Here is a 24070-nt window from a genome sequence, read left to right on the forward strand (position 1 = left end):
CCAGTAGGCTCGAACAATGAGAGAAACGCCAGATTCGGGCCTCGGTCACCTCACGAACCGCCTCCGCTCGGCGGCCAGGAACCCCCGATCGGTGCTCGCCGCCGTGGCACGGCGTCTCGATCCGCCGACCGTTCAGGCCCCCTCGCTGGTGGCGACACGGGTGCGTGACATCACTCGCTCAGGGCCCGGTCGACCGGGCGTGACCGTGGTCCTCACCGTCCGGCACGACCAGGGCGCCTTCGTGCCCCACCGCCTCGCCGAGCTCGACGCCGCCCTGCCGCAGATCTCCGCGGAGCACGAGGTGATCGTCGCGGCCTATCAGGGTGCGGGCCTCCCGGCGGCGACCGCTCTGCCGACGGCGGCGCCCGCGCGCGCCTCTCTCGCCGACCTCCACGACGATTGGACCTCGGCCTTCGCCGCCGGTGCGAGCAGGGCCGCCTTCTCGCGTGTGCTCGTGCTCGACGCGGCCGTCGAGATCGACTCGTCGGCCATCGTCCGACTGGTCGGGCTGCATGACGGCGGCGTCACGACCCCCGTCGTGCGGGGGACCGACGACGTCGTCCTGTCGGCCGGGGCGTTCCGTCCGCATCGCTCGCTGGCCCCCGCGGACCTCCTCGAGGGGCATCCCTACGAAGACGCGGAGATCATGGGGGCGGCCGAGGTCTTCGGCGCCACGCAGCCGGTGTTCGTCACCGACCTCGTCGATCTGCCCGAGCGACTGCCCGAGACATCGGACGAGGTCCTCGCGATCACCGCCCTGACCCGCGACGCGGGGCTGTCCGGCGGCCGAGGTGTGACGTCGACGCCCGTCGGTCGTGTGTACCGGGTGTCCGGTGCCGCGCCCCGCAGGCTCGACGCGCCCGCGGCCGAGCTCGTCGCGGCATGGAGCGACATCCCCGCGGACTCGTCGGCCCTGGGTCAGGCGGGGCTCTCCCTCGATGCCGTCGCGGGCGCCCGGGTGCCGGTCCGTCATCTCGTCAGGCCGGCCCGCCCGGTCGTCGGGGGCGGTCGAGTCGATCCGGCCTTCGACGGCGTCGACGGTCTCCCGCGTCTCCGCTGGTCGATCAAGATCGCGGCCCACCCCGGTGCGCGGGGCGACGACTGGGGAGACCTCTTCTTCGCACGCGACCTCGCCAACGCCCTCCGTCGTCTGGGCCAGCGGGTGGTCATCGATCACCGGCAGGCGCACAGCCGCCCCTGGTCCGAGCACCTGGACGACGTCAGCCTGACGCTCCGCGGGCTGGACGTCACCACGCCCTCGTCGGCCCGGACGAACATCCTCTGGGTCATCAGCCACCCCGAACTCGTCTCACGAGACGAGCTGTCGCTGTTCGATCTGAGGTACTCGGCCGGCGCCGCCTGGGCTGAGAGGACGACCGCATCGACGGGTCTGCCCGTCGAGACGCTGCTGCAGGCCACGGATCCGAACCGGTTCGCGGCCGGGGCGCAGGCATCCGACGTCGCGTCCGACGTCCTGTTCATCGGCAAGACGCGTCTCGTCTTCCGCCCCATCGTGCGAGACGCCCTCCAGGCCGGCGCGGACCTCACCCTCTACGGCGAGGGGTGGGCGGAGTTCGTCGACGCCGACTCGGTGGCGGGGGAGTTCGTCTCGAATGACGACCTGCCGGGTCACTACCGGGGTGCCCGCATCGTGCTGAACGACCACTGGGCCGACATGCGGGACTTCGGCTTCTTCTCGAACCGGCTGTTCGACGCGGCCAGCGCGGGGGCGCGCATCGTGTCGGACGACATCGCCGGCATCACGGACGTCTTCGGTCCGTCCGTGCAGGCGTATTCGAGCCCGGACGACCTCCGCAGACTCCTGAGCGACGATCAGGCATGGGCCCCCGACTCGGAGATCCAGGCGAACGCCCGCCGAATCGGTGCCGAGCACTCCTTCGACGCCCGAGCACGGCGCCTCATGACGGACGTCGTGCGTCACCGATCCTGATCGTCCCGCCGACGGCCCGGCCATCGGGCGGACCCTGAAGGAGGTGCGCGGCACCTCCTTCAGGGCCTACCGACGGCGGAGCCGGTTCAGCTGCTCGGCGGCCTTGACGATGCGGCGGTTGCGGAATCCCTCGAGTTCGCGATCGCGACGTTCGATCTCGGCGACGAGCTGACGGCGCTCTTCGGCCCACATCTCCTCGGCGAGCTCGAGGACCGCGGCACCGTCGGCCTCGACGAGCATGTACGTCTGCGCCAGCTCACGCTGCTCGGCGACGAACTCGGCCTCCATGAGGCTCTCAGGCGCCGTAGCCAGCTCGTGACGAGGGGTGGGGAGGAGCTCGAGTGATCGGGCGAGGGAGTCGTCGAACCGGAAGGGGCCGTGGTCGGCGCCCGGCAGCAGGTCGGCGGGATCAGGTTGGCGGAGCAGGTAGATCGGCAGGAGTCGGTCCTGCTGGAGGCGTGCGTAGTCGCGCATGCCGTGGTGACGAGGGCTCGGCTTCAGTCTCGGGTTGTCGCGGTACGCGCGACCCGCTATCTCGACCTTGTGCTCGAACTGGCGCCACGAGCGCCACGGCAGGTGCAGCACCTCGAGCTCGAGACCGGCCGGCGGCTGGCCGGCCGAGGGGATCGACACGTGGTGGTTGCCCTGCTTGACGATGACACCCGCGTCTCCGACGTGGATCGCGTTCGGGGTCGGCTGGGCGTGGACTCCGCCGAGGCGCAGCTGCTCTTCGGAGCGGCCGTCGCGCCAGACGAGACGGCCGACGCCCGAGCCCGACCACGCCGGAGGGCCGACGAGGTTGACCACCGGAGCGGTGAAGGCCCCGAGCGAGGTCGGCATCTCACGGAAGACGTCGCGCAGCGTCTTCGAGGGGTCGACGGGACGCAGGAACTCGTCGGCGTCGGCGTTGATGACCCAGTCCGCCCCGAACTCCGTGTGGGCGCGGCGTGCCATGTTGGTGACCAGCTGACCCTGCTGCTTCTTCTGGACCGGTTCGTGGAACAGGCGGATGCGCCCCGCGGCCGCGTACTCCTCGAGGATCTCCGTCGTGCCGTCGGCCGACCCGTTGTCGGTGACGAGGATCTCGTCGACGCCCTGGGCGAGGTGGAACTCGAGCATCGTCTCGATGATGTCCGCCTCGTCGCGCACCATCATGGTCAAAGCCAGCGTCACGTCGGCGCTCCCGGTTCTCGTGGTCTTGTCGTCGGCGGTCATCAGGCGACGGGGCCTCTGCGGCTCGAGACGATCTCGATGGCCTTGTCGAGCATCACCGTGACGTCGTCGGCGACCGAGCCCGTCCGGGTCAGCACGGACTGCGTCGCGGGGACCGCTGCGGTCCGGCCGACGTCGCCGTCCGCCACGACGAGGTCGTAGGAGTGCGCTTCGTCGGGGGAGATCCGGACGGGGTCGCCGACCGTCCAGAGGAAGCTCGTCGCGCCGGGCTGCGGCGAGACGGCGACCGAGCCCTGGATGGTCACGGTCGCATCGTCGAGGTAGTCCGAGGTGCGGTAATGCGTGCCGCGCTGGTCGACGACGACCTCCTGTCCGTGCTGCTGCAGGACGCTGCGGATCTCGTCGACGAGCGGGTCGGTGGACTCGACTCCCCAGGTGGTCTCGTCGAACACGCTGTCGACCTTGATGGCCCAGCGGAGGCTCGGACGGCCAGCCGACGGCCCGTCGGGGACCATGCGGGGCGGGCGCACCACGACGGGGTGGCTGGTCCGCAGCAGGCGGAAGGCCTGGGGGGTGCCGGCGGTGGTGTGCAGCGCCTGGAGACCGGCGGCGGTGTAGCGGGGGAGGTCCGATGCGGGATAGCGCCCACGCCACCGCAGGTCGAACAGACCGCGGTTCAGCACGCTGGAGTTCATCCGGCCGACGCTCTTGGACTCGTGGTGGAAGACGGTCGACTCGAGGACCGTCTCGAAGTGGGCGTCGTCGCGGAGCAGGTTGCCGCGCAGGCACAGGTCGACGTCCTCGAGACCGTTCTGGAACTCCGGATCGAACCCGCGCAGCTGGACCACGTCCGACGCGCGCATCATCAGCGCTGCGGCCGTGACGGCGGAGAACCGTCGCACCCCGGCGGCGTACGCATCGCTGCGCGGGTGGCTCGCCAGGAAGTGCCACGGCATGATGCGCTCGCCGTTGAAGAAGGTGCCGGCGGTCTGCACGGTGCCATCGGGATAGAGGAGGAGCGGCTGCACGCCGACGACATCGGGCGCCTCGCTGAGTCGATCGCGCAGCGCAGCCAACGACCCGGGTGCGACCACGGTGTCGTTGTTGAGGAAGATCGCGAACTCGCCCGAGCTCTGCGCGAAGGCCAGGTTGGAGCCCGTCGAGAAGTTGTGGTTGCGGGGCGAGCGGACGACGCGCACCCGGTCTTCGTCCTCGTAGAGGGCCGTCAGGATCGACGACACGGAGCGACGCGAGCCGTTGTCGACGATGACCACCTCGACGTCGCCGTCGGGCGACGAGTCGAGCACCGCGGCGACCGCGCGGCGGGTCATCGACCAGTCCTCGTAGGTGGGCATGCAGACGGAGATGCGCCCGGCGACCCGCTTCGGGAGTCCGACCTCGAGAGCTTCCCAGTCGATCAGATGCTTGCTGACGACGACCTTCTCCCAGACCCGGGGGTCTGCGGTGGAACGCGGCCTCACCGGTCGCTCGGGGAAGGTGTGTCGGACACCGCGCCCGGCGCGCACGCCGCGGCCCGACGAGAGCAGGCGGATGAGGAGATCGAAGTCCTCCGCGCCTCCCAGGTCGGTGTCCATGCCGCCGATCTCGGCGACGAGCTCGGCCTCGACGACGACGGCGGCCAGAGAGGTGTCGATGCCGCGTTCGCGGAGGGCGACGGGCCCGAGGTCGTTGGCACCCCAGGCGACGAGATCGGAGTTGTGCTCGGAGACGCCGGCCGAGAACCAGGCGAACGACGTTCCGCTGCAGCGGGTGACCCCGTCGAGCAGCACACTCGGAGCCCAGCGGGACCCCGCGACCAGGAAGGCGACGGGGCCCGAGGCCACCTGCGCCAGAGCGGCCGCGAGGATGCGGCTCGGGTCGCCGTCGGCGGCCACGAACGTGAAGCGGTCGACGGCGAGACCCGACCCGGCGACGACGTCGCGGGCGGAGTCGACGTCGCCGACGACCACGGCCTTCCAGTCGCCGTGCGTCTGGGCCGCGAGGTCGCTCAGACGCTCGGTCAGGTCGGAGGCCTCGAGGGAGGTCGGGATGACGACCGTCACGGCGCGCGGACCGGCGATGGCCGGATCGGTGGCGGTCGAGCGCTTGGCGCCGACCGGTGCGAGCCAGGCGCGCTCTTCGGCGAAACGGCGCGCGTTCTCGACGACGGCGGCGCGGATCGCGGCGGTGGAGTCGTCGGTCTGGAGCGACCGGAGCTGCGACAGCGGCCCCTCCGCCCCGACGGGGAAGCGGTCGTCGACGGGCCCGCAGGAGGTGCCCGCCGCATCGTCGAGGAGGTACGCGACGCCGAGCTTCTCCGCCGGAGTCGACAGCCCAGCCAGCAGCCATTCGGGCTCGAAGAGGGGGTTGAGGGAGAAGTCCTCACCGCGTGTCCGGCTCATCAGATGACGCGCCGCCGCCTCGTCGGACGAGAACGTCTGCCCCGTCTGGATCTCGTAGTAGCGGCGATCCACGACGCCGGCCCGGGCGATGCGTCTCGCCCAGAGCTCGCGCCGGACGGGGGCCGCCTTGGGCGTCTGAGCGAGACTCCGCAGACCGGCGGTGGCACGGTCTCGAAGAGCGGGTAGGGGGCTCGTGCGTTCGTTGATGATTGCTCCGTCTGTGAATGTCGAGGGCCGCGACGTCGACACGATCTTACCCAGGGGTCGTCGTGCAGCCCGTCGGGTCAGGGGGCCCCGTGTCTCGCGAGCAGCGCAGCCCGCACACGCAGGCCGACGTGGACCACGAGCCGCAGCGGGGCGGCGAGAGGACCGGGATAGAGGGTGTCGACGAACCGCCCGGCCGAGACGTGATGCGCCTTGACCATGGCCGCCCGCCGACCCGACGTCGAGTGCGCGCCGACGTGGACGATCGAGGCCGACGGGACGAAGCGCCTGAGCCAGCCCGCCCGGTGGAGCCGGAGCGAGAGGTCGACGTCTTCGAAGTACATGAAGTAGCCCTCGTCGAAGCCCGAGACGTCGACGTACGCCTCGCGGCGGACGAGCAGGCACGCGCCGCTCAGCCAGTCGACGTCGCGCGAGCCGCCCTCGACCCCCGCCATCAGGTAGGCGGTGCTCCAGGGGTTGTTCTTCCAGATGCGGGCGAAGAGCGCGTGGCCTGTTCCCGAGACGATCGAGGGGAACCGTCGGGCCGACGGGTAGGGCACGCCCGCCTCGTCGGTGATCGCCGGGCCGAGCGCGCCGATGCGGGCGTCCCGCACGCCCTCCTCGACGAGTGCGTCCACCGAGCCGGGTGCCAGCTCGGTGTCCGGGTTCGCGATCAGGATCCAGTCGACGTCGGCGTCGAGATCCCGCGCAGCGGCGTTGATGGCGCTGCCGTAGCCGACGTTCTCGTCGAGCTCGAGCAACGAGAGGTCGGGGTCGGCGAGGGCCGCGGCGCGGGGGGCGCCGTCGGACGAGCCGTTGTCGACGACGACGACCGTGTACGCCCGCGTCGTGGCCGCGGGCACGGAGGCCAGGAACTTCTCGAGATGCCCGCCCGAGTCGTAGGTGACCGTGACGATGAGGATGCGTCCGTCGGGGCTCATCGGTGTCCTCTCGTCGCCGCACCCGTCCAGGCGCGCTCGTGGGCTTCGGCGCAGGACGCCCAGTCGAAGGTCTCGGCACGCTCTCGGGCACGAGGGCGCAGGTCGTCGCTCGCGGGGGACAGGGCCGTGACGAGTGTAGCGGCGAGCGACGCGTCGTCGACGTCGCTGTACAGGACGCAGTCGCCGCCCACCTCGGGCAGCGACAGGCGCGTCGTGGTCACGACCACCGCGGCGCACGACATCGCCTCGAGCACCGGCAGACCGAAGCCCTCGCCGAGGCTGGGGTAGGCCACGCAGTCGGCGTCGCCGAGGAACGCGGCGAGGGCTTCGAGGGGCAGGTAGCCGAGGAGGCGCACGTCGAGATCGTCCGCCGCGTCGCGTACCGCGTCGTCGACCGTGGCATCCCACCCCGGTGCGCCCGCCAGCAGCAGGGCGGGCGCGCTCAGACCGGCGGCCCGGCGCTCTCGGGCGACCCGTCTCGCCGCGCGGATCAGCGCCGCCGTGTTCTTGCGGGGCTCGAGTGTCCCGAGGAAGGCGATCCAGGTCGCAGGGAGGTCGGGCACGGCGTCGGCCAGGGCCTGGCGGTCGGCGGCGGTGGGGGGATGGAAGATCCCCCCGTCGACTCCGAGAGGAGCGACGACGACACGGCGGAGCGGGCGCCCCAGGGCCTCGCGCACCCCCTCGGCGGTGGCCCGACTGGGTGTCACGACCGTGTCGGCGAGACGCGCCGTCAGTCGTGTCCATGCTCGGAAGAACCGCGCCTTCGACGGGATGTGCCACTCGGGTGAGCTGAAGAACGTCGCGTCGTGCAATGTGACGACGCGGGCCCGACGTGTGGCCAGAGGCATCGTGTAGTGCGGCGAGTGGATGACGTCGGCGCCCAGTCTGTCGGCCAGGCGGGGGAGGCCCGTCTGCTCCCAGACGAAGCGACCGAGGGTCGACGATGTGAGGGCGGGTGCCGCGACGATGCGCGCACCCGGGGCCGCACGGAGCAGCTCGGCCTCCGCACCGGGGCTGACGACGACGATCAGCTCGACGACGCCCCGCGAGGCGACCTCACGGACGAGCGAGACGATGTAGCGGCCGACGCCGCCGAGCGAATCGGGCATCGACGTCGCATCGAGGAGGACCCTCGGTGTGCTGGTCGAGTGCCGAGAGGCGTTCGAGTATGATGACGTGTCGATCTTTCGAGTCTAGACCAGGAGCATCGGCGACGAGTCTCTGTCGCCACCTGGCAGAAAGCTGTTGCATGACGTACTTCCGAGAACTCTGGGCGTCCCGGGAACTCCTGCTGAATCTCACCATGAGAGAGATCACGGGACGATACAAGCGCACTGTTCTCGGACAGCTCTGGTCGCTTCTCAACCCGCTCGCCTCCATGCTCGTCTACACGATCGTCTTCGGCATCATCTTCCGAAGCGACCCGGGCCCCGGTGATCCCAGCGGACTCGACGTCTTCGCGCTCTGGCTGCTCTGCGGGCTGCTGCCCTTCCAGTTCTTCCAGAACGCGGTGAACGGCGGCATGGGCGCCATCTGGGCCAACACGGCTCTCGTGAAGAAGGTCTACTTCCCGCGGACGAACCTCGTGCTCGCCGCCTCGTTCTCGGCGGCGTTCAACTGGTCGATCGAGATGCTGATCCTCGCCGCGGCCGTCCTGGTGGCCGGCGCCTTCGTGCTGCCTTTCCTGCCCCTCGTCGTCGTCTTCATGGTGCTGCTGGTGATCATGTCGACGGGCATCGGGCTCATCCTCGCCGTGGTCAACGTCTACTTCCAGGACATGCAGCACATCATCGGCATCGCGCTCCGACTGCTGATGTACCTGAGCCCCGTCGTCTACCCGGTGAGCTACGTCGCCGACCGGTCCGCCAACTTCGGGCCGATCGTCGGCGACATCACGCTGCTGCAGATCTACGAGCTGAACCCGCTCGAACGCTTCATCAGCGTCTTCCGGCAGCTGCTGTACGACAACCGTCTGCCCGACATGAGCGACACGCTCTGGTGCCTCGCCTGGACCATCGTGTTCGCGGTCGTGGGAATCCTGGTCTTCAAGGCCAACGAGAAGAAGCTGGCGGAAATGCTGTGACCGAACCCGCAGTGGTCGTCGACCACGTCTCGAAGAAGTTCCGCCTGTTCAAAGAGAGCAACCGCTCGCTCAAGTCCGTCGCCATGCGGGGTCGTTCCGTCCATGAGGACTTCTGGGCAGTGCGCGACGTCAGCTTCACCGTCCCCCAGGGGTCGACCTTCGGCTTGATCGGTCGCAACGGCTCGGGCAAGTCCACGCTGCTCAAGACCCTGGCGAAGATCCTCTACCCCGACCGCGGCACGATCTCCTCGACGGGGCGTCTCGCCGCGATGCTCGAAGTCGGCAGCGGCTTCCACCCCGAGCTGTCGGGGCGCGAGAACATCTACCTCAACGGGTCGATCCTCGGGCTGAGCCGCAAGCAGATCTCCGCACGGCTCGACGAGATCATCGATTTCTCCGAGGTGGGCGACTTCATCGACCAGCCGGTCAAGAACTACTCGTCGGGCATGTACGTCCGGCTCGGGTTCTCGATCGCGATCACCGTCCGTCCCGACATCCTCGTCGTCGACGAGGTGCTCGCGGTCGGCGACTCGGCCTTCCAGCGCAAGAGCGCGAAGAAGTTCGAAGAGCTCCGCGACGGTGGTCGAACGGTCATCCTCGTCACCCACTCGATGGCCAACATCCGCAACATGTGCGACCACGTCGCCTGGCTCGACCGCGGCAAGCTCGTCAGGGTCGGCGAGGCCAAGCCCGTCTCCGCCGAGTACGAGGAGTTCATGCGCTCGCAGTGATGCTCCGGCGTCTCCGTCAGCGTGTGATCAGCGCGCGGATCTCGGCGGAGGTCAGCGTCGTCGTACGACGCAGTCGTCGGCGCGTCGCCAGATCGCGGGGGAGCGCACGTAGCGCGCCGAGCGTGCCTCGAGCGACCGGCCCCAGCGTGCGCCGTCCCGCAGGGTTCGTCGCGAGACGGGCCATCCTCACCAGGGCGGACGCCCAGGCTGCGTAGGCCACCCGGGCCGGAGCGTGGCGGGTGGCGACGACCAGCCGGTTGCGCGTGTTGTAGAACGTGAAGACGGGGCTGTCGAGCCCGCTGCTGAAGGCGTGTCGGTGCGTCACGACCGCGTCATGGGCGTAGCCGACGTCGTATCCGTGTCGTCGCAGGCGCCAGCTCAACTCGGTGTCCTCGTAATACAGGAACAGCGTGGGGTCGAAGTTCCCGACCTCGTCGAGAGCACTCCGACGGAGGGCGGCGGCGCCGCCGCAGAAGCCGAACACCTCAGGAGGTGCAGGAGGCGCGTCGTCCCTCTCGAGGTAGCCCCGGTCGCGCCCGTTGCCGGTGGGCCCGACCTCGGAGCCCGTGGAGTTGACGAGCGGCACGCCGCGGTCGTCCTCGCTTCCGGCGAGCACGATGTGCCCGGTCACGGCGCCGCGCCGCGGACCGCCGCGGTCGAGGGCGTCGACGATCCGCTCGATGAAGTCGGGGTCGACCGTGGCGTCGTTGTTCACGAGGACGATCGCCTCGCCGGTCGTGGAGTCGATCCCGAGCGCCACGCCGCCCGCGAAGCCGAGATTGACCTGCGAACGCACGATCGCCGCCGTCGGAGCGACAGCGCGGGCGAGCACCACGGAGTCGTCGACCGAGCCGTTGTCGACGACCGTGATCGTCACGGCGCGGCTCGAGCGGTCGGCCGAGACCAGCAGGGACCGGAGGCAGTCGCCCAGGACGGCCGAGCCGTTCCAGTTCACGACGACGACATCGACGGAGATCATGCGTCGCCTTTCACCGAACTTATGGGTCGCGACCCGACGACGGTCGAGGTTATGATCGCTGCACAACACATGACGTCTGGACCAGCATCCGGCCCGAGAATATCAGAGCGATCAGGCGCTCGGACCTCAGGGGCACTCCCGCGCTGGGTCCGGCGGCGTCGACCGATCAGGGGATACGCCTATGTTCACCGATTCCAGGCGGGCACGACCGCGACGAGCGCTGACCAGGGTCGTGGCGGTCGTCGCGGCGTCGATGCTGCTGGCGACGGTCGCCGTCGTGGCCGACGGGACGACGGCCCCTCGGGCGGAGGCCGCCACGGGCTCGGACTTCAACCCCGGCTTCATCATCAGCGATCAGAACTTCTACGATGCGTCGTCGATGACCGGCGATCAGGTGCAGACCTTCCTCCAGGCACGGGGCAGCGCGTCGTGCACGGGGGCCACCTGTCTGAAGCACGTGAGGGTCGATTCGCAGAACCGTGTGGCCGACAACGTGTGCCGTGCCTACACGGGGGGCAGGTCCGTGCGGTTCGCGGACGTCCTCTCGCGGGTCGCCGCGGCATGCGGCATCAACCCCAAGGTGCTGCTCGTCACGCTCGAGAAGGAGCAGTCGCTCGTCACCACGGCGAATTCGCCGTCTCGGTCGACCCTCGACCGCGCTCTCGGCTACGGCTGCCCCGACACTGCCGACTGCGACCCGGCTTTCGCCGGGCTCGACCGGCAGATCTACTCGGCGGCGCGCCAGTTCAAGAACTACTCCGTGGCCTCGGACTTCTTCACGTGGTTCCCCGTCGGGGGCACGGTGTCCCTCTCGTACCAGGCCAACGCGCCCTCATGCGGCAGCTCGAGGGTGACGATCCAGAACAAGGCCACGGCGGCCCTCTACTACTACACGCCCTACCAGCCCAATGCGGCGGCGCTGAAGAACCTGTACGGGACGGGCGACAAGTGCTCCGCCTACGGCAACCGCAACTTCTGGCGGCTCTTCAGCGACTGGTTCGGCAGCCCCATCGGCAGGGTCGACCCGCGCGGCGCCCTCGACTCGGCCTCTCTCGACGGACTCGGGGTGGCGAGGGTGTCGGGTTGGGCCGCCGACCCCGACAGTGCGGACCCCATCTCCGTCCATCTCTACGTCGACGGGCGCGCCGTGACCAGCGTCCGTGCGGATCGCAACCGACCCGACATCGCCCGGGCCTACCCCGAGTGGGGTGCCCGCCACGGCTACGCGGCGACGCTTTCCGGCCTCTCGGCCGGGACCCACGAGGTGTGCGCCTACGGGATCAACGTGTCGCTCGGCAAGAACAGCCTCCTCGGCTGCCGTTCGGTGACGACGCCGACTCAGCCGCGAGGAAGCGTCGACTCGGTGCGGTCGACGGGACCCGGGGCGGTCTCCCTGGCCGGATGGGCGATCGACCCGAACACGACCGCCTCGATCCGCGTGCACGCCTACGTGGACGGCCGAGCGGTGACGTCGGTCGCGGCGAACGGCAGGCGCGCCGACGTGGCGGCGTCCGTCCCCGGCTACGGGGCGGCGCACGGTTACTCGACGACCCTCACCGGGTTGAAGCCCGGTGATCGCCGCGTCTGCGTCTACGGCATCAACGTCGGTCGGGGAAGCAACGCGCTGGTCGGCTGCAAGACGGTCAGCGTGCCCGGTTCTCCGATCGGCTGGATCGACTCGGCTACGAGCTCGACGAAGGGCGTCGTGAAGGCGACCGGGTGGGCGCTCGACCCCGACACCGCGTCGTCGATCGCCGTCCATCTCTACATCGACGGTCGGCCGGTCGTGTCGACGCCCGCCAAGGGCTCGCGCCCCGACATCGCGGCCTTCTACCCCGGCTACGGCGCGGCGCACGGCTACTCGGCGAGCATCTCGGGGGTCGCGCCCGGCAAGCGTCAGGTGTGCGCCTACGGCATCAACGTGGGCGTCGGGAAGAACGCCGCCATCGGATCGTGCAAGACGGTGGTGGTCTCGTGAGACGGCCGCGGCTGATGGCGGCGTTCGCAGGAGGCGCGGTGATCGTCGTCGCCGCGGGCGTCGCTCTGTTCGTGCTGCGTCCGACCCCGGACGATCCGCCGCGGTCGGCGCCGACGTCGGAGGCCCCTGGCCCGACGGCGACCACGCCCGCCCCGTCACCCTCGCGTGCCTCCGCCGCTCCGACGCCCTCTGCCACCGCTCCGACGACCGGGGCCGCGGTGCCGGAGACGGACGAGGAGCCGCCCGCCTCCGAACCGGTGGTCGACGAGCCCCAGGCCGCACCGTCCGCCGGCCCGACCGCCGCGCCCGACGACTCGACGAGCGACCGCGACCTCGAGACGGTCACGGTGACCGTGCCGACGGCCCGATGGGACGCGGCGAGCGAGACGCTGTCCGCGGCCGGGATCGTCGAGGGGGTCGTCGAGACGGGAGGGGTGTGCACCCTCGAGGCCCGATCGGGCGGGCAGGTCGTCCGCGCGACGTCGACGGCGTCCGGCGATGCGACCGCGACGTACTGCGGCTCGCTCTCGGTCAGCACCGCCGACCGTGCGGCCGGGGAGTGGTCGGTGACGATGTCGTATCGTTCGTCCACATCGACGGGGACGTCGTCCGTCGTCCCGGTGGGCGTCCGCGGCTCCTGACGATCACCTTGAACGGGCCCGCCCGCCCATGAGGGCGAGGCGGGCCCGTCGTCGTCCTAGCGGGGCTTGATCAGACGGCGTCGCACCCGGGTGTAGACCGCGTTGACGCCGCCGTGGCGGAGGTAGAACAGCGCCCGCTCGGCGTCGTGCGCGAGACCGTGACGACGAGGTGGTCGCACGGTGATCAGGCTGCGAGCCGATCGCCGGCCAGGGCCGGGGGCCCCCGGCGTGGGCGCGCTCGATCGCGGCGTCTTGTCGGCGGCACGCACGGGCTGACGGCAGAACTCGAGGAGGGGCGCGAGAGCGTTCTCCCACACGAACTGCTTCCGCACGGCGGCGATCTCGCGCTTGGCCGACGCTCTCGCCTCGTCGTCGTAGAGCATCGACTCGAGAGCGGCCGACAGGGCGTCGACGTCGAGCTCGGGGACGGCGACGCCGAGCCCGCTGCTCTCCACGAGGTCGCCGAAGCTGTCGCCGCGCGTGCTGACGATGGGCAGACCCGTCCAGAGGTAGTCCAGGATCCGCGTGCGGAACGAGAAGGTGGTCTCGACGTGCGTGAAGTGCGTCGAGACCCCGGCGTCCGCCTCGAGCAGGTAGTTCTGGCGGTCCTCGTAGTCGACCCACGAGTCGTTCAGGAAGACGTTCTTGTCGAGCACGCCCAGCTGGCGGGCGAGATCGCGGGTCTCGGCGACGATGGCCATCTCGGGGACGTCGGGGTTGGGATGCTTCGTCCCCATGAAGAACAGCCGGACGTCGTCGCGTCGCGTCGCGAGATCGGCGACCGCTCGCACCAGGGTCTTCGGGTCGAACCAGTTGTAGAGACCACCGGCCCAGACGACGATCTTGTCGTCCTCGCCGATGCCGGGGACGACGCCCCGGAGAGCGCGTCGCGTGTGCACGGGCTCGCTGTCGGGCAGACCGAACGGCGCGATGGCGAGCAGCGAGTTGAGCGACTCGTCACGGCTGTAGTTGTGGGCGTTGATGCGGCCCATGGCGGCCATCTGCCCGAGCCAGAAGAGCCTCTGGCGCTCGGACGCGCAGAGGAAGAAGTCGCCGAGGCCGATCTGCTTGTTCAGCGAGTCGGCGGCACCCAGGATCTGGTCGTCCCACTCGTCGAGGTCCTTCTCCCGTCCCTGTTCGAGCTGCTCGAGGTGCATCGGGTCGTAGATGTCGACGACGAGCACCTTCTGCGTGCTCTCGAGCACCTCGAACTGCTGGAGCGCGTAGCCCTGGACGACGATGACGTCCGCCCAGTCCTCGTGACGGGCCATGGCGGCCGGGAAGTGCGGCGACACGACCTCGATGTCGAAGGGAGCCTCCATCGTCTCGGCCGTGGTGAGGCTGACGACGCGGACGTCGTGCTCCTTCGAGAGCAGCAGAGCCATGTTCCAGACCCGGATCGCCGGCCCGGCCATCTTCTTGCCGAAGGAGTCGCCGGTGACGATGAGGATGCGTCGTCGGTTCGAGGCCGTGGCGGAGGGGTCCTCCGTCGACGCCTCGAGAGAGGACGGTCGCCCGGCCATGACGGCGAACGCGTCTACCACGGCGTCGTAGCCGTCGAGGTAGCGGGGCATGTCGGCCAGCGGGGTGTCGGTGACCCCGAACAGTCGCGAGAGCTCGCGGTCGGTTCGACGTCGACCGGCCTGCAGCTCACGGCGGGTCTCGGTCAGCGAGGGGAGGTCGTCGACGAAGGCGTCGATGGCGAAGGCGCCGGCGGCACTCGTCTTGGGGATGGACATGTCGGGATCGCTGTCGTCGCCGGGCACCCGCAGGTCGAGCACGCCGGAGTCGACTCCGCCCCGGGCGAGAGAGCGACGGATGATGAGCGACATCGCGGCGGGGAGGGCCCTGTTGAGCGACTCGTCGTCGAGGTTCTTGTAGATCGTGTAGAGGGCGTTTCGTTCGAGCAGGTACATCTCTCGGAAGTCGCCGTAGTCCTTCATCGAGGCGTGGTGCTTGTGGTAGGCCAAGGATGCCGGCTGGTAGCGGACGCGCCACCCCAGCAGGTTCAGCCGCCAGCCGAGGTCGACGTCGTCGTAGAACATGAAGAGGCGCTCGTCGAAGCCGCCCACCTGCTCGAAGACCTCGGCCCGGACGAACAGGGCGGCACCGGTGCCGAAGAGGATGTCGCGGGCCTCGTCGTGGCTGCCGTCGTCGGGCTCCAGGTAGTGCGGCTTGTGACCCATGCCGAACCACGAGACGGCGGAGTCGACGAAGTCGATCTTCCGGCCCTCCCAGTCGAGCACCTTCGAGGCTACGGCGGCGATGTCCCGACCCTGGTGGAAGGTCTGCACGGCCGTGCGGACCCAGGCCGCATCGGGGCGCGCGTCGTTGTTCAGGAAGGCGACGAACTCGCCGCTCGACTTCGCCACGCCGAGGTTGCTCCCGCCGGTGAATCCGAGGTTCTTCTTGGACTTGACGAGCATGATGTCGCGGTGCGCCTCGCGGATGCGGGCCGCGCTGTCGTCGCCCGAGCCGTTCTCGACGACGATGATCTCGAGGCGCTCCTTCGGCCAGTCGACCTTCTTGAGCTCGGAGATGCAGGCGATGGTGTCGTCCGCACCGCGGAAGTTCACGAGGACGACGGAGACGACTCCGGGGCGGCGTTCAGTCACGAAGGGCCTTTCACAGGGGGCGGAACGGCGAGTCTAGCAACCGGCCGACACGCCGGATGGGGCTCGGTGCCCCGGCAGCATGCCACGATGGATGCTCATGTGCTCGGTCGCCCAGGGGGAATCCATGTCGTCAACTGCTCCTCCGGCGATGGTCGCCGACGATGGCACCTCGGCCGGTCCGGTCGTGCGCAGGATCGCGGCGATCGCCGTGCCCCTGCTGCTCGTCGTCGTGGGCACGGTGGTGTCGTGGCTGCGTCTCCCTCCCGCGGCGCGCTCCACCCTCTGGGCCGAGGACGGTCGCAACTTCATCGGGGACCGCATCGCGGACGGCCCGATCGCCGGCCTGCTGACCGTCTACGAGGGGTACTTCCACGTCGTGCCGCGGATCATCGCCGATCTCGTGGTCTCGCTGCTGCCGGTCGACCGGTACGCCGTCGCGATGTCGGCCGCCTCCTGCGTCGTGGTCGGTCTCGTGACCGCCCTCGTCTACGTCACCTCGCGCTCGGTCGTGCCCGGGGTCGTGGCCCGGGTCGTCGTCGCGTCCATCACCTTCCTGGTGCCGAGCGCCTCGATCGAGGTGCTCGGCAACACCGCGAACCTGCACTGGTACTTCATCTGGGCCGCACCGTGGATGCTCCTGTCCCAACCGCGGACGAGACGGAGCGGCGTCCTGCTCGGCGTCGTGATGCTCGCGGCCGGCCTGACCGAGATCCAGCTGATCCTCTTCGTGCCGCTCGTGCTGCTGGCCTGGCGCCGACCGTTCGCACGCCCGATGTGCGTCGCGCTCGTCTTGAGCGTCGGTGCCCAGGTCGCCGCGACCCTGCTGTCTCCTCGAACCGAGAACACCAACGCGATCAGCGGCCTCGACTCGATCGCCATCGGGTATCTGCTCAACGCGGTGGGCGGAACGATCGCGGCGACGACGGACGGCGTGAAGAACCTGGTCGCGGACGCAGGACTCCTGCCGTTCGTCCTCACTCTGCTCGTGGCGGTCGCCGCCGCCGTCTACCTCGTGGTCCGCGGAGATCTGCGCGAGCGCGTCTTCGCCGTGACAGCGGCCGCCGCCTCCGCAGGGATCTGGGTGGCCGCGGTGACGCTGAACCCCCAAGAGCAGTTCGAGTACGCGCAGACGATCGACGAAGGGCTCCCGACGTTCGTCCTGCTGCGCTACGCGGTCGTCCCCTCGATGTTCCTCCTGGCGGTGACGGTGGTGGCCGCGTCACGACTCTGGCGCGAGCGTGGCCCCGTCCGTCTCATCGCCCCGCTGCTGGCGGTGCTCGTCGTCGCCGTCCAGTTGAGCGGCGTCGTCACGACGGAGAACCGCCGGCACAAAGGCCCCATCTGGTCGGTGCAGGTGGACCAGGCCGAGACGGCCTGCCTCTCGATCGATCCGTCCGCCGTCGAGACCATCCGGACGGCGCCGGAGCGGCGTTCGCCCCCCAGTCCCTGGAACGTCATGATCGAATGCGACGATCTCCTCGGCGGCCGCGTGGAGTGACCCGCGCTCGAGCAGACCGGGTCGTCAGTTCGGCAGGCGGGAGCGCCACGACCGCTTGCGGGCGGCGACGGTGGCCACCGTCACGAAGAGCATCAGCGAGCCCTCGAACAGCACGTAGCTCTCCGCCAGGGCCGTGAACCCGATCAGCACGAGCACGAGGGCCGGCCAGACGTAGGCGACGATCGGGTGGCCGGAGGCGGTGGTCCAGCTCCGGACGAACGCAAGGGTCCCGGCGACGACGAAGAGCAGGACGCCGGCGAGGCCGAGCTGCAGCCCCATGTCGTAGAAGGCGTTCAGTCCCGTCGCATGCGGGCGGCCGCTCGGCGAGATGATGGTCGAGAACGGGAAGATCTCGCCGGGCCACTGCCCCACGAAGCCCCACCCCGTCACGTCGTGGACGCTCGTCAGCTCGCGGATCCGCGCCCAGAGGGCCGTGCGGACCGACAGGTCGGCCGTGGCGTCGACGGAGTCGAGGAGGCGCGAACGGCCCGCGTAGGCGAGTGTCCCGCCGATCACGACGAGCGTCGCCAGCGCTCCCTGCAGCAGAGGGCGACGCCGTTCGGGCGCCCGACGCAGCGCGTTGAGCGCCAGCCCGGCCACCACGAGAGCGAGAACCGCCACGGCCGTGACCGGCGAGCGGGCGAGCAGCAGGGTCGTCATGGCGACCAGCCCGGAGGCGACCGCCTGCGGACGGGGCACCGACCGGGTGAGGAACTCGACGGCGAAGGTGATGAGGGCCAGTGCGGCGAGGTAGCCGATGTAGTTGCGCGTGCCGGCGATGCCCTGGATGGGCCCGCCGTAGGCCAGGTTGCCCTGGATGCCGAGGAAGGGGATGGGCTGGTCGATGAGCAGCCCGCTGAACACCTCGAGAGCCAGCGAGGTCACCAGCACGATCCGCAGTGCGTCGCCGACGGCGCGCACCACCTGGACGAGATCCCGTCCGAGCGCGAGGTAGATGCCGAGGGCGCCGAACGCGGCAGCGTACGCCGCGCCTCCTACGGTCACCCAGGTGTACTCGCTCCAGAACACGCTGAGGCCCATGAACCCGAACAGGGCGATGAGCGACACGGGCAGGATGCCGCGCCACTCGATGTGGTGCCGCTGGCCGAAGAGCGAGACGCCGGCCAGGAGGACCAGGGCCGCCAGGATCGCCACGGAGCCCGGCCAGCCCATCAGCGTGCGGACCGACTCGGTCGTGAAGGCGTAGAGCACGATGGCGACCGCGAGGGCCTGGCTGAAGTGACCGCCCGCCGAGAACCCGATCCAGGCCGACACGTAGCGGCGGATCGGGTCGCGCTCGTCTCGGGTCTGCCTCACGCGACCATTGTGGCAGGGCGGCCTCCGGGCGCCGTCGTCACGGACGGAGGGCGTCGGTGGGCTCGGCGACCCGGTCGTGGTCGCTCCAGCCGTGGGCGTCGCGCCGGGTCACGACCACGACCACGACCAGCAGCGCGAAACCCCACTCGACGATCAGGCGTGACTCGGCGATGCCGTGCACGAGCAGCGCGACGACGAGCAGCAGCGGCAGCAGGTCGAGCGTCGCCCACGGGGCCTCCCGCCCGACGCCGAGGACACGGCGGTCGGTGGCCCACCACCACGAGCGCGCCAGCACGCCGAGGCACACGAGGCCGAAGAGCACGAGCCCGATCCAGCCGAGCTGGAACCAGACGTCGAGGTAGGCGTCGTGCGCCTGCAGATAGACGACGCCGTTCCGCTCGGCGAGGTCGGTGAACGGGGCGGCCCAGGGAACCCAGTAGCCGACCCAACCCCAGCCGACGACCGGGTGCTGCGCGCCCAGGTCGAGCACCGCGGCCCAGATGTCGGTGCGGCCGGTGAGGTCGCTGCTGCGACCCAGCGCGCCGAGCAGAGGCGTGCGGGCGAGCACGGCGACGACGGCCACGACCACGACGGCGGCCACGGCGGCCAGGTACAGACGCGGACGCCGAGGAGGCGCGGTGCGGCGGACCAGCAGCACGAGCGCGAGCACGGCCACCACGGCGAGGCCGCTCGCCGCGGTGGTCGCCGATCGGGTGAGCAGCAGGGCGGCGATCGCGAGGGCGACCCCGATCGTGCCCGCACGCGAGCTGATGGTGCGGGCCGACCACTGCGACGCGGTGACGACGAGCGCCAGGAGGGCCAGGATGCCCAGGATGTTGCTGTTGCCCTGCAGCCCCTGGATGCGACCGCCCTCGAGCAGCACGTCGCGCGACCAGAAGAAGGCGTCGGGCACCCCGCCGGTGCAGTCGAGGTAGACGGGGCAGACTGGGCGTCGGACGAGGGTCGCGACGATCAGCTCGAAGAGCAGCGACAGACCGACGTGGATGCGGAGGGCCCGACCGAGCGCCGCGACGATGAGCGGCCAGGGGAGCGACCAGGCGACCGCCAGGGCGCCGAGCATGGTGGCCAGGGTCGCGACGATGCCGAGCGCCGACGCGCCGGGGTACTGCGACCAGGTGATCGAGACGACCGCCCAGATCGTGAAGAGCACGAGCAGCCGGGGGAGCCGCCGGGGGTCGGGCCGGTTGCGGGCGACGACGACCGCGGAGGCGACGACCATCGCCCCGCAGGCGACGCCCCAGCCCCAGAAGGAGGTGCCGTTGCGGAGCACGTCGCCGCCGAACAGGACGAGGAACGCCAGCGTCGCGAAGACCGTGCCCTGTCGACGCGGTGCCAGGACCGCGGGCGGGGAGGTGGTCGTCGACGTCATGGGCACCAGGCTAGACGACGGGCCGCCCCGGCCGGGGCGGCCCGTCGTGGACCTGTGGAGGAGCGGGGTCAGACGAAGGCCGCCTGGCCGGTGATCGCCCGACCGACGATCAGCGTGTTCATCTCGCGCGTGCCCTCGTAGCTGTAGAGGGCCTCGGCGTCCGCGAAGAACCGGGCGACGTCGTAGTCGAGCACGATGCCGTTGCCCCCGAGCACCTCCCGCGCGTAACCGACGGTCTCGCGCATCCTCGCCGTCGTGAACGCCTTGGCGAGCGACGCGTGCTCGTCGCGCTGGACCCCCTCGTCGAGCATCTGCGAGCAGCGCGCCACCAGGGCGATCGAGGCGGTGATGTTGCCGATGCTCTTGACCAGCAGATCCTGGACGAGCTGGTGCTTGGCGATCGGCTTGCCGAACTGGACGCGCTCGTTGGCGTAGGCGAGCGCCGCCTCGTAGGCGCCGATCGAGTTGCCGACGGCGGCCCAGGCCACGTCGGCGCGGGTGAGGCGGAGGACGGCAGCGGTGTCGCGGAACGACGTCGCCTGCTGGAGGCGCAGGCGGTCGGGGACGCGCACGTCGGTGAGGGTGATGTCGGCGTTCTGGACGATGCGGAGGCTCTGCTTGTCCTCGATCTTGGTGGCCGAGTACCCCGGCGTCGAGGTCGGGACGATGAAGCCCTTCACCTGGCCGTCCTCCGCGCTTTTCGCCCAGATGATCGTGATGTCGCTGAAGGTCGCGTTGCCGATCCAGCGCTTCGACCCGTTGAGGACCCAGTCGTCGCCGTCGCGGGTGGCGACGGTGCGCAGGCCCTGCGCCGAGTCGCTGCCCGAGAGGGGCTCGGTCAGCCCGAACGCGCCCACGACCTCGCCGCTGGCCATCTTCGGCAGCCACTCGGCACGTTGCTCGGGTGATCCGCCGACGCTGATCGATCCCATGGCCAACCCGTTCTGCACCCCGCAGAAGGTCGCGACGGAGGCGTCGACCCGGGCGAGCTCGAGGGCGACCCAGCCGCGGAACACGGCGGAGTTCTCGAACGGCCGGGTCTCGTCCCACGGCATGCCGAACAGGCCGAGACCCGCCAGGCCCTTGACGACCTCGTGCGGGAAGGTCGCGTCGGCCCAGTGCCGGTTGACGATCGGCTTGACCTCGGTCTCGAGATACGAGCGCAGCTCGGACAGCACGCCCTTCTCGCGATCCGAGAGCTGGTCTTCGAATCCGAAGAAGTCGCTGGCCAGCGTGCTGAACGAGGTGAGGGTCGTCGATGACATCCGTGCTCCATTGCTCTGTGTCGGGGCCCTGCGCGGCCTGGCCGCCGGGACCCGGCGAGCCTAGGCACGCCGCCCGCGCGCGGCAACGGACTTGGTAGTTTTGGCCAACGCCTCCCGGTTGAGGCCCCGATGTCTTTGTAGAGGGGCCCCAAGCCCTCCACTCGACAAGCAGGTAGAGCATGTTCCTGGCCATCACCAACACGCCCCGCGACTACGCATGGGGCTCGACCACCGCGATCTCGACGCTGCTCGGGCGCCGACCGTCCGGGCGACCCGAGGCGGAGCTGTGGCTGGGGGCCCACGCCGGCTCGCCGAGCGTCGTCGTCAACCCGGCCGTCGTGGGCGGGGCCGACACGCTGGCCGACTGGTTCGCCGCCGAGCCGGATCGCGCCCTCGGCCGTGGCCGGTCCGAGCTGCCGTTCCTCCTGAAGGTCCTCGCCGCCGATTCCCCGTTGTCGATCCAGGCGCACCCGACCCCCGAGCAGGCGAGGGCCGGCTTCGCCGCCGAGAACGAGGCGGGCGTGCCCCTCGACTCGCCGTCGCGCAACTACAAGGACCCGTTCCCGAAGCCCGAGATCATCGTCGCTCTCAGCGACGCGTTCGAGGCGCTCTGCGGCTTCCGCACCCTGGCCGAGACCGTCGCCGACGTCGATGCCCTCGACGGCGGCACCGGCCGGCTGTCGACGCTCCGCGGCATGATCGAGACGTCGCTCGAGACGACTCTGACGCGGCTGTTCGACGGCTCCGACGACTCTGCTCGGATCGTCGCGGACGTCTCCGAGCTCGCGCAGGGCGTGGCCGACCCGTCGCCCTCGATCGCGACCGTCGCCGACCTCTCCGGTCGCTACCCCGGCGATCCCGGCGTCGTCGTCTCGCTGCTCCTCAACCACGTGACCCTCTCCCGTGGCGAGGCGCTCTTCCTCCCGGCGGGCAACGTGCACGCGTACCTCGGGGGTCTCGGGGTCGAGCTGATGGCGCCGTCCGACAACGTCCTCCGCGGCGGCCTCACCCCGAAGCACGTCGACGTCCCCGAGCTGCTCGAGGTGCTCGACTTCGACCCGCTGCCGGTCCCGTACCTCCGTCCGGTCGAGACCGCGCGCGGGGTCGAGCGGTTCGACCCGACGGGCGTCGGCTTCGCCCTCCTCCGGGTGGACGCCGGAGGCGCGGGCGCGGTCGTGCAGATCGGCGGACCGAGCATCATGCTCGTCACCGAGGGCGAGGTGCAGGTGAAGGGTCAGGACGGCAGCATCCGCCTCGCGACCGGCGAGTCCGCGTTCGTCACACCCGACGAGGTCCGGCTGGCCGTCACCGGGGGAGGGACCCTCTACGTGGCGACCCCCGCCTGAGCCGTCGACCCGCGCCTCCTCGGTGCGAGCGAGCCGCCGCGGCGGCGCCCCCGTCGCTGACTAGAGTTGCCCCATGTCTTGGTTGGTCACCGGCGGCGCCGGCTACATCGGATCCCATGTCGTCCGCGAGTTCCGGTCGGCGGGGATCGACGCGGTCGTGCTCGACGACCTCTCGTCGGGCATCGAGTCGTTCGTGCCCGAGGGGGTGCCGTTCGTCCGGGGGTCGATCCTCGATGGCGACCTCGTCTCCGAGACGATCGCCCGCCACGGCGTCACCGGCGTCGTCCACGTCGCGGGCTACAAGTACGCCGGTGTGTCCGTCCAGCGTCCGCTGCACACCTACGACCAGAACGTGACGGGCACGCAGCGCCTGCTCGAGGCGATGACCGGGAACGGCGTCGATCGCATCGTGTTCTCGTCGAGCGCCGCCGTCTACGGCACCCCGCCCACCGAGCTCGTCACGGAGGACACCCCCAAGGCCCCCGCCTCGCCGTACGGCGAGAGCAAGCTGATCGGCGAGTGGCTGCTGCGCGACCAGGCGGTGGCGACCGGACTCCGTCACACGAGCCTCCGCTACTTCAACGTGGTCGGCTCCGGACACCCCGAGCTGTACGACGCCAGCCCGCACAATCTCTTCCCCCTCGTGTTCGACGCGCTCGCCGCGGGTCGCACGCCGCGCATCAACGGCGACGACTACGCCACGCCCGACGGCACCTGCGTGCGCGATTACGTGCACGTCGCCGACCTCGCCGTGTCGCACGTGGCCGCCGCTCGACGCCTCGACGCGGGCGAGCCGGTCGAGCCCGCCTACAACCTCGGTTCGGGAGGCGGGGTGTCGGTCCGGGAGATCATGGACGCCATGCGCGAGGGCACCGGCATCGACTTCACGCCCGAGGTCGCCCCTCGGCGCGCAGGCGATCCGGATCGCATCGTCGCCGACGGCGCACTCGCGGCCCGCGACCTCGACTGGACGATGCGACACAGTCTGCTCGACATGGTCTCGAGCGCCTGGGCCGCCGCCCCGCGCGCCTGAGCCGGCGCGACGAGCCGAACCGTACCCCGACACGCCGGGGCCCGCTTGACCCTCGATGAGGGGTTCAGGGTTTATTGGGCCCTGACTTGACGTGGCCGAATTACACCGGTGTAATTGACCCCATCGCAGCCGTTCAGGGGGCGACGACGACGAGGGGAGATGTGCTGTGACGATGAACGACACCCGTGTCGGAGTACCCGACGACTGGCACGTCGACCCGGTCCTGCTCGGCGTCCCCGGCGTGCGCAAGAACCAGGTCGACGACGAAGAGAACCAGCTCGCCTGGCAGGCCGACTCGCTCTGCGCGCAGACCGATCCCGAGGCGTTCTTCCCCGAGAAGGGCGGAAGCACCCGCGACGCCAAGAAGATCTGCGCCTCGTGCGACGTCAAGGCCCAGTGCCTCGAGTACGCCCTCCAGAACGACGAGCGCTTCGGCATCTGGGGTGGTCTGTCGGAGCGCGAACGGCGGAAGCTCCGCAAGCAGGCCTGACCCGCGCCTCCTCGACATCACGGCGTGCTCCCC

The 24070-nt window shown here is 70.4% G+C and carries 18 protein-coding genes; 9 read left to right on the plus strand and 9 right to left on the minus strand.

What is annotated here, in order from left to right; all coding sequences use genetic code 11:
• Window positions 1-16: 16 nt before the first annotated feature.
• Window positions 17-1951, plus strand: a complete 1935-nt coding sequence (locus SOM13_RS04705; protein WP_320479003.1) for a glycosyltransferase family protein — start codon at window positions 17-19, stop codon at window positions 1949-1951.
• Window positions 1952-2017: 66 nt separating this feature from the next.
• Here the strand turns inward: SOM13_RS04705 and SOM13_RS04710 are convergent, their stop codons facing one another.
• The 4 genes from SOM13_RS04710 to SOM13_RS04725 form a co-directional block, all read right to left on the minus strand.
• Window positions 2018-3166, minus strand: a complete 1149-nt coding sequence (locus tag SOM13_RS04710) for a glycosyltransferase family 2 protein (protein WP_320479004.1) — start codon at window positions 3164-3166, stop codon at window positions 2018-2020.
• Window positions 3166-5598 carry a glycosyltransferase gene (locus tag SOM13_RS04715; RefSeq protein WP_320479005.1) on the minus strand — a complete coding sequence of 811 codons (2433 nt, stop codon included), beginning with the start codon at window positions 5596-5598 and terminating at the stop codon, window positions 3166-3168. Before SOM13_RS04715 ends, SOM13_RS04710 begins: the two co-directional genes overlap by 1 nt.
• A gap of 212 nt (window positions 5599-5810) precedes the next feature.
• A complete protein-coding gene (locus SOM13_RS04720) occupies window positions 5811-6671 on the minus strand; it encodes a glycosyltransferase family 2 protein (protein ID WP_243213578.1) in 861 nt (286 codons plus the stop codon).
• Window positions 6668-7780: a glycosyltransferase family 4 protein gene (locus SOM13_RS04725; protein WP_192058508.1), complete on the minus strand. Its 1113-nt coding sequence runs from the start codon at window positions 7778-7780 to the stop codon at window positions 6668-6670. The genes SOM13_RS04720 and SOM13_RS04725 overlap by 4 nt, the downstream gene beginning before the upstream one ends.
• Window positions 7781-7920: 140 nt before the next feature.
• Between SOM13_RS04725 and SOM13_RS04730 the strand changes: the two genes are divergently transcribed.
• Window positions 7921-8754, plus strand: a complete 834-nt coding sequence (locus SOM13_RS04730) for an ABC transporter permease (RefSeq protein ID WP_192058505.1) — start codon at window positions 7921-7923, stop codon at window positions 8752-8754.
• Window positions 8751-9485, plus strand: a complete 735-nt coding sequence (locus tag SOM13_RS04735) for an ABC transporter ATP-binding protein (protein WP_243213575.1) — start codon at window positions 8751-8753, stop codon at window positions 9483-9485. The genes SOM13_RS04730 and SOM13_RS04735 overlap by 4 nt, the downstream gene beginning before the upstream one ends.
• Before the next feature lie 16 nt (window positions 9486-9501).
• On the opposite strand, the gene SOM13_RS04740 is transcribed toward SOM13_RS04735, so the two are convergent.
• Entirely contained in the window at window positions 9502-10464 is a 963-nt protein-coding gene (locus SOM13_RS04740) for a glycosyltransferase family 2 protein (RefSeq protein ID WP_320479006.1), read from the minus strand.
• A 181-nt stretch (window positions 10465-10645) separates the two neighbouring features.
• Between SOM13_RS04740 and SOM13_RS04745 the strand changes: the two genes are divergently transcribed.
• Entirely contained in the window at window positions 10646-12442 is a 1797-nt protein-coding gene (locus SOM13_RS04745; RefSeq protein ID WP_320479007.1) for a hypothetical protein, read from the plus strand.
• Window positions 12439-13083 (plus strand): hypothetical protein, encoded by a 645-nt coding sequence (locus SOM13_RS04750; protein WP_320479008.1) that lies wholly within the window; start codon window positions 12439-12441, stop codon window positions 13081-13083. The genes SOM13_RS04745 and SOM13_RS04750 overlap by 4 nt, the downstream gene beginning before the upstream one ends.
• Before the next feature lie 56 nt (window positions 13084-13139).
• On the opposite strand, the gene SOM13_RS04755 is transcribed toward SOM13_RS04750, so the two are convergent.
• A complete protein-coding gene (locus SOM13_RS04755) occupies window positions 13140-15698 on the minus strand; it encodes a glycosyltransferase (protein ID WP_320479009.1) in 2559 nt (852 codons plus the stop codon).
• 124 nt (window positions 15699-15822) lie between these two features.
• Between SOM13_RS04755 and SOM13_RS04760 the strand changes: the two genes are divergently transcribed.
• On the plus strand, window positions 15823-17196 hold the full coding sequence (locus SOM13_RS04760) for a hypothetical protein (RefSeq protein ID WP_320479010.1): 1374 nt from the start codon (window positions 15823-15825) through the stop codon (window positions 17194-17196).
• Between the two features lie 24 nt (window positions 17197-17220).
• Here the strand turns inward: SOM13_RS04760 and SOM13_RS04765 are convergent, their stop codons facing one another.
• The 3 genes from SOM13_RS04765 to SOM13_RS04775 form a co-directional block, all read right to left on the minus strand.
• Window positions 17221-18513 (minus strand): exopolysaccharide production protein, encoded by a 1293-nt coding sequence (locus SOM13_RS04765; protein WP_320479011.1) that lies wholly within the window; start codon window positions 18511-18513, stop codon window positions 17221-17223.
• A 37-nt stretch (window positions 18514-18550) separates the two neighbouring features.
• A complete protein-coding gene (locus tag SOM13_RS04770; protein WP_320476875.1) occupies window positions 18551-19903 on the minus strand; it encodes an O-antigen ligase family protein in 1353 nt (450 codons plus the stop codon).
• Window positions 19904-19971: 68 nt separating this feature from the next.
• On the minus strand, window positions 19972-21168 hold the full coding sequence (locus tag SOM13_RS04775) for an acyl-CoA dehydrogenase family protein (RefSeq protein WP_243213563.1): 1197 nt from the start codon (window positions 21166-21168) through the stop codon (window positions 19972-19974).
• Between the two features lie 179 nt (window positions 21169-21347).
• On the opposite strand from SOM13_RS04775, the gene manA reads away from it, so the two are divergent.
• The 3 genes from manA (at window position 21348) to SOM13_RS04790 (ending at window position 24037) form a co-directional block, all read left to right on the plus strand.
• Entirely contained in the window at window positions 21348-22514 is a 1167-nt protein-coding gene (gene manA / locus SOM13_RS04780) for a mannose-6-phosphate isomerase, class I (protein WP_192058487.1), read from the plus strand.
• A gap of 73 nt (window positions 22515-22587) precedes the next feature.
• The gene (gene galE, locus SOM13_RS04785; protein WP_192058485.1) at window positions 22588-23547 is read left to right on the plus strand and encodes a UDP-glucose 4-epimerase GalE; all 960 of its coding nucleotides are present in this window, start codon (window positions 22588-22590) and stop codon (window positions 23545-23547) included.
• A 172-nt stretch (window positions 23548-23719) separates the two neighbouring features.
• Entirely contained in the window at window positions 23720-24037 is a 318-nt protein-coding gene (locus SOM13_RS04790) for a WhiB family transcriptional regulator (RefSeq protein ID WP_192058482.1), read from the plus strand.
• Window positions 24038-24070 lie beyond the last annotated feature (33 nt).

Origin of the sequence: Frigoribacterium sp. CFBP9030 (assembly GCF_034045195.1) — a bacterium.
GTDB lineage: Bacteria > Actinomycetota > Actinomycetes > Actinomycetales > Microbacteriaceae > Frigoribacterium.